Raw genomic sequence first — 5530 nt, 5'->3', positions numbered from 1 at the left:
CCTTGCCCCCAAGTCCTCTTCCTCCTGCCTTAATTATTTACGCCGACCTACTTATTACTTACTTTCCTGCATACTTCTGACTAGTTTTGTTACCAGCTTTCTGGGAGTAAATCTTACAGATTGAGCGAGTAGCTGATTTTTAATTCCGGGGATTATAACAGTTTTGTTTTCAAATAGACCACGATAGCCGATTTGGGCTACCGTTTCCGCAGTCATAATTTTTTGACCGCTTACCAACTTTGAGTCTTCCATTGCGGCTCTTTCTTGAAAACCAGATTCTGTAGGCCCTGGACATAGCGCCGTTACAGAGACACCTGTACCTTCTAATTCATTAGCGATCGCTTCTGAGAACGATAAGACATAGGCTTTACTAGCGTAGTATACTGCCATCAGCGGCCCTGGTTGAAAAGCAGCAGTGGAAGCCAGGTTTAATATTTTTCCAGACCCCCGTTGAACCATACCTTTGAGAAATAACTTGGTTAAATGTGTCAGACATAAAACATTAACCTGTAGCAATTGCATTTCAGCATTCAGGTCAATTTCGTTAAATAATCCGTAGGTAGCAAACCCAGCATTGTTCACCAACACATCAACATTGATTGATGCTTGTTCTAGCTCCCTGAAAATTTCTTCTGGGGCTGAGGGGTTAGATAAATCTTTGGAAATAACTTTGATATCAATGCCAAATTTCTTTTTAAATTCATCAGCGATTTTATTCAGCTTGTCCACGCTTCTAGCTACTAACACAAGATTGTAACCATCCTGAGCAAATAATTTCACGAATTCGTAACCGATGCCGCCAGATGCACCAGTGATAAGAGCCGTTTGTTTGCGATTATTCTGCATAATTTTCCTCTATTAACAGCTTGAAATAAATAGACATCCGGTGAAAATAACTCAATACGGTTCAGTTAAGCATTTTTTTCTTCTCTCTGTTTCCTCTGCGCCTCTGCGGTTCGCTAAAAATTTGACTTTGATAAAGAGTTTTAGCCTTAACTGAACCGTATTGGAAAATAACTATGTGTTAATCCAGAAACCTTATATAGACATAGGTTTTATTTTTCCATTTTTTCACTCATGTCTTTTATGAATCATTAATTATTAGTCATTATTAACCTAACGTTCTTTAAGCTTGATTATTCTCTCTCTAGAATAATTAAAAAGTGCTAAGTAACCATAACCAATCATTGACTACACAACAACAAACACTTATTTATTTCCATTGGGAAATTTCCAAGCGAACTGCTGCATTTGCTCCTAAGACTTTTTGGCCGCGTTCAGGTAAAGAAACATACGCAATATATATATCAGAACTAGATTCGGAAGTCGGATTTAACTTTGTTACTGGCTCTTTTTCTTCAGAATTCCAACTGTATTTAGCCTCATAACTGCTATTTGATTCGGCAACATCAGTAATTAGATAGTCAGACCACAAAGGTACTTGGTCGAGATGACTGTCACGTAACCAATTCTTCTCTTGTTTTGTGAACGAATGCAGTGCTAAACGTAGGGCATATCTACAGGTATTATCATCACTGGCTGAGTTTCTTGGGATTAAGAAAGCTGTAAATAGCGGAATAGGTTTATCTGTTCGGGTTAACTCTTGTGTAATTGGGCAATAATGAGCGATCGCTTGCTCATATATAGGAATAGGAAGACCACGTAAAGCTACCCTAGTTTCCAGTTGATAAAAATTCTTGTCCAGGTCTTTTAACTCAACATTGCTCAGAGAAAGTTTCACCTGGATATCACCAAACAAAAATCGTTGCAGGTTTTGATAACCTTCTTCGGAGTTCAATATGCCATAACGTCCACCATGAGAGCGATGAACATAAGCACGATGAGATCCCCCGATATAAGCTTTATCGATCTGAACTAGACCATCGCTTTTGACTCCTACAACCTTGCGTGAAAAACCAAAACCTTCTTCATAATCATGTGCATTAGTGCCAATCAAAGAAAAAACGCGGTCTGGTGGAAATGCATCCTCTATGCTTTGTAGTTTTTCTAGCTGAAAGTTATCGGGTAACTTAGTTGTTGGCTTGATATCAGGTGTTAAATACTGATACATCCGCTGAGGGCCAAAGTCATCAGAATTATTCAATTGAAATTTGTCTCTCAGATTTTCCAGCAAGCCACTCCCAACCTCAAAATAAATACCGCCATGAGGTGTAGCGTAGGTAAAGAATTTGTCAATGTGATCGGCAGCTTGCTCGCCTTGTTCTGGATAAATCTTTTGAATCAAACTGCGACAAACAAGACCTCCCATCGAGTGACCAACCAGATAAATTTTGTCAGCACCCGTTGTTTTTTTGACATTCTGGATCAAGTTTCTTAAACCCTTCGCTATCTCCTCCATCTCTTGTCGAACTACACTTGAGGAGCCAAAGCTAGGTGTAGATATATCATAAAATCGATAGATCCAAATAGTTTGATGAAGTCGATCGGACAATCTTTTAATCTGATTGCTCACATTCTGATTATCAACAATCGGTTGATAATCATGATCGGTCATTAGCCGCAGCAATGGACTCTCGAAAAAAAACTTCTGGGGATTTTCCTTCTCATCCACTCGAATATGAGTTGAACCACTATTGAATCCATAAAAGGGATCGTTGACTGTTTGCTCAACGTCTTTTTGTGTACCTGCATATCCACGAACGAAGACGATTGGTAAATACTGCATAATATATATCCTTGCTATTTAATCAATATTTTTTCTCGTTCCCAGGTTAAATCTGGGAACGAGTGCAGAATATCAAGACAAGTTGTCTTAGTACAACATTGTATTAATTCGTAGCGAATTCTCTGCGTTGAAAACACTACGATTTTACACGGGAGCTGTACTTAGAAAGTTTTCACGAACTCAATTAGGGCTTTCTTATCTTCATCTGGGAGATTTGAGCCAAAATAATGACCTTCATCTTCTACAAAGTCAGGAGATTTGTTGGCTCTTAAAAGTACACGTGCCAACTTACCCTTAATTCCACCCCCTGGTTTCAAATCTTGGAAAAGGCTGCTGAGATTGAGAGATGTAATCGCCTCTCTAATATTGATGCTTGCCAGCAAATTCACAGGTGTACCTTTAGGAACAGGAAGCCTAAATCTCGGATTCGGATCTCCTGGGGGAAGCTCTAATTTAGTATCTCGAGATGTCCTGCTGATAATTCCTTCACGCTTTTCAGGCCATAGCAGCTTTTCCATCGCATCCGTATAGGCTTCTACACGTCCTTTCACTGAAGGATCTTCGTTGTAAAGTCCTAGTGTATTGTTGTGCAGAAGTGGTGCTGTTGCCCAAATGCTCACTAGTGAAGGTGTACGGTAATAACCTAAACCGCCGTCAGGTATCTTAAATTCGATGGGTTTTTTCTCATCTAAAGGGTTGTACAGCGTCAAAGTACCTGGTGAAGGCAGTTCTTTGTAAGTCTTCGACGAGAACTGATCCCAAATATGCCCCTTAGTGGCATTTGTCCCTAGCGATCGCGCCACATTAGTACCAATTAGGGTAACTGGATAACGCTGGTCATCAGACAAGAAGTTGTGGTCGAGGAAATTACTACTGAGTACAGACTCTTCGTACCATTTTTGAGCCTGTTCGGGGTCAGATGCGATCGCAGCCGATGGCTTTTTGCTGGAATGGCAACTAGCACAAGTGCTGGCAAAAACCAGCTTGCCACGTTTGAGAACTTTTTCATCTTTAGTCAAGAACTTTTCACCATCTGGTGCATCTTTCAGGTGCATCGGCTGGATGGTTTTTAAGAATGCTTCGGCATCAGCCATGCGTGCTTCTGTCTGTCTCCAGCCTTCGCACTCCTTTCGCGCCTTTTCAATATCAAAAGGTTTTTGAGGAGTTCTGCCTAATAAAGGCTCATGAAGACTTGTCCAGTAATCGCCGCACATCCCAATGTTGACGTAGACGCGTAGTGAGGCATTTGCCACTCCTGTAGAGTCCGCACCATCCTTGAGAATATGATTAACATCCTTGGTTGAACCATCGTTCATTACCTCTGGATATGTGGGGCGATCGCCTAAATTAAAAATGGCATTAATCGCATTCGGATTATTGATGTGATCGGTGGCAATCCGAGAAGTATCAGAAGTTCCAGGTCTTTGAGAATCGAGTACTTGCTTAACAAAACTATTTTCTCCAACGCTGGATGCAAATAATTTATTTTCCTTAATGTACTGATTACCCAATGCTGCTACAAGGTTTTCCCATTTTGGATGTTCCTTGTCTTTGGGTGGATTGAGAGGATCTAACGCTACATGACAGATGGCGCAGGACTGCCCGATCACGTAGGGAGGCTCAACTTGTGAGTCTTTGGCATATTCAACAGGGTTCCATTTAGCCGAGTCGAAGTTGGGGTTGGGGAACTTACGCAACCCAATTACGCCAGTTGAGAGCGGATCTTTACATTTATCTAGCAGCAATCCGTATTCATCTGGTGCTGTCGCCTTTTCACATCCAGGATCGTTAATTGCGCCATAACGTTGCAATCGCTCGTCATGCATACGCGAGTCAATCAGCTTTAGCAAGTCAACACCGCCATGTGTTCGCTTCGCTAAATCACGATAGTACTTAGCATTACCGCCAGTCCATAAATACCAAGTGCAACGACCCCGTTTCTCGGCATCTGTCAAATTCTCTTTGGTGTACTCTGGGAGATAACCGATGCCCTCGCAATTATCTGGGTATTCAGATACACCAGTACCTAAATAGTCTGTACTTATGGACGTAGGTATTTCACTATACTCATCGGCTAGAGCTGTAGGCGTTCCATAAAAGCCGCAGACTATAAACATAGTCACGAATAGGAGGAGCAGACAGCCCTTAAAAATTAGACTTGTCTTTTTCATAAAACTCTCTGGTCATAACACCTAAACCTTTCCCACTGCACCTCACGTTTGTAGAGGTACACTAATGATTCATCACTAATTTCCCATTTTCCAAATTTAGTCTTGGGATATTTTGATGATTAATGCACCCAACTGAGGTTCGTTATATATGAAGTTACTACACAAATTTGTAAAACGTCATCAATAAACTTTTATACATTTATAAATCAAAAATTTAAAAAATTGTAAAATTCCAATGGTGTTCAATAAGCAATTTGCTATGGTTGTATCCATTCCCTACGTGCCTAGTTAAGTTTGTAACAAATTGTTAGCAGCTACTTTTAAGGTTGCCTTAACCTTTTAAGAGACACAAAAGACGAGAATTTTCACTTTTTTTAAGAATTGCTCTGTAAATACCGTATCTTTACAAATTGCAAAAGTCTTTATATAACTGTAAAAACCAATAAGGATAAATATCCATGCTGAAACTTGGTAGGTAAATCTAAGTAACAAAAACTTAATACTTATTCCTCGCATCCAAAAACCTCCACTGTAGATTTGTAGACATCAAAAATTGCCCTCCCAGAGAAACTAGAAAAAATAGTTCTCTGGCGAGACTGTTAGTGCTACGAATAATTTTGATGCCTAGTTTTATTGCCGAAACACTATATAAAGCCAGAGAAACACATGGAAA

The 5530-nt window shown here is 40.1% G+C and carries 3 protein-coding genes; all 3 read right to left on the bottom strand.

Translation table 11 applies throughout. The features are described from left to right. Positions 1–54: 54 nt before the first annotated feature. The 3 genes from IQ229_RS11030 to IQ229_RS11020 all read right to left on the bottom strand — a co-directional run bounded on the left by IQ229_RS11030 (position 55) and on the right by IQ229_RS11020 (position 4857). Complete coding sequence (locus tag IQ229_RS11030; protein ID WP_194043645.1) at positions 55–846, bottom strand: SDR family NAD(P)-dependent oxidoreductase; 792 nt, start codon at positions 844–846, stop codon at positions 55–57. A 367-nt stretch (positions 847–1213) separates the two neighbouring features. Next, entirely contained in the window at positions 1214–2686 is a 1473-nt protein-coding gene (locus IQ229_RS11025; RefSeq protein WP_194043643.1) for an alpha/beta hydrolase, read from the bottom strand. 161 nt (positions 2687–2847) lie between these two features. After that, positions 2848–4857: a hypothetical protein gene (locus tag IQ229_RS11020; protein WP_194043641.1), complete on the bottom strand. Its 2010-nt coding sequence runs from the start codon at positions 4855–4857 to the stop codon at positions 2848–2850. Between the last annotated feature and the right edge of the window lie 673 nt (positions 4858–5530).

It is taken from the genome of Nostoc cf. edaphicum LEGE 07299, assembly GCF_015207245.1.
Taxonomy (GTDB): Bacteria; Cyanobacteriota; Cyanobacteriia; order Cyanobacteriales; family Nostocaceae; genus Nostoc; species Nostoc edaphicum_B.
This window is presented reverse-complemented; position numbering and strand designations above follow the sequence as displayed.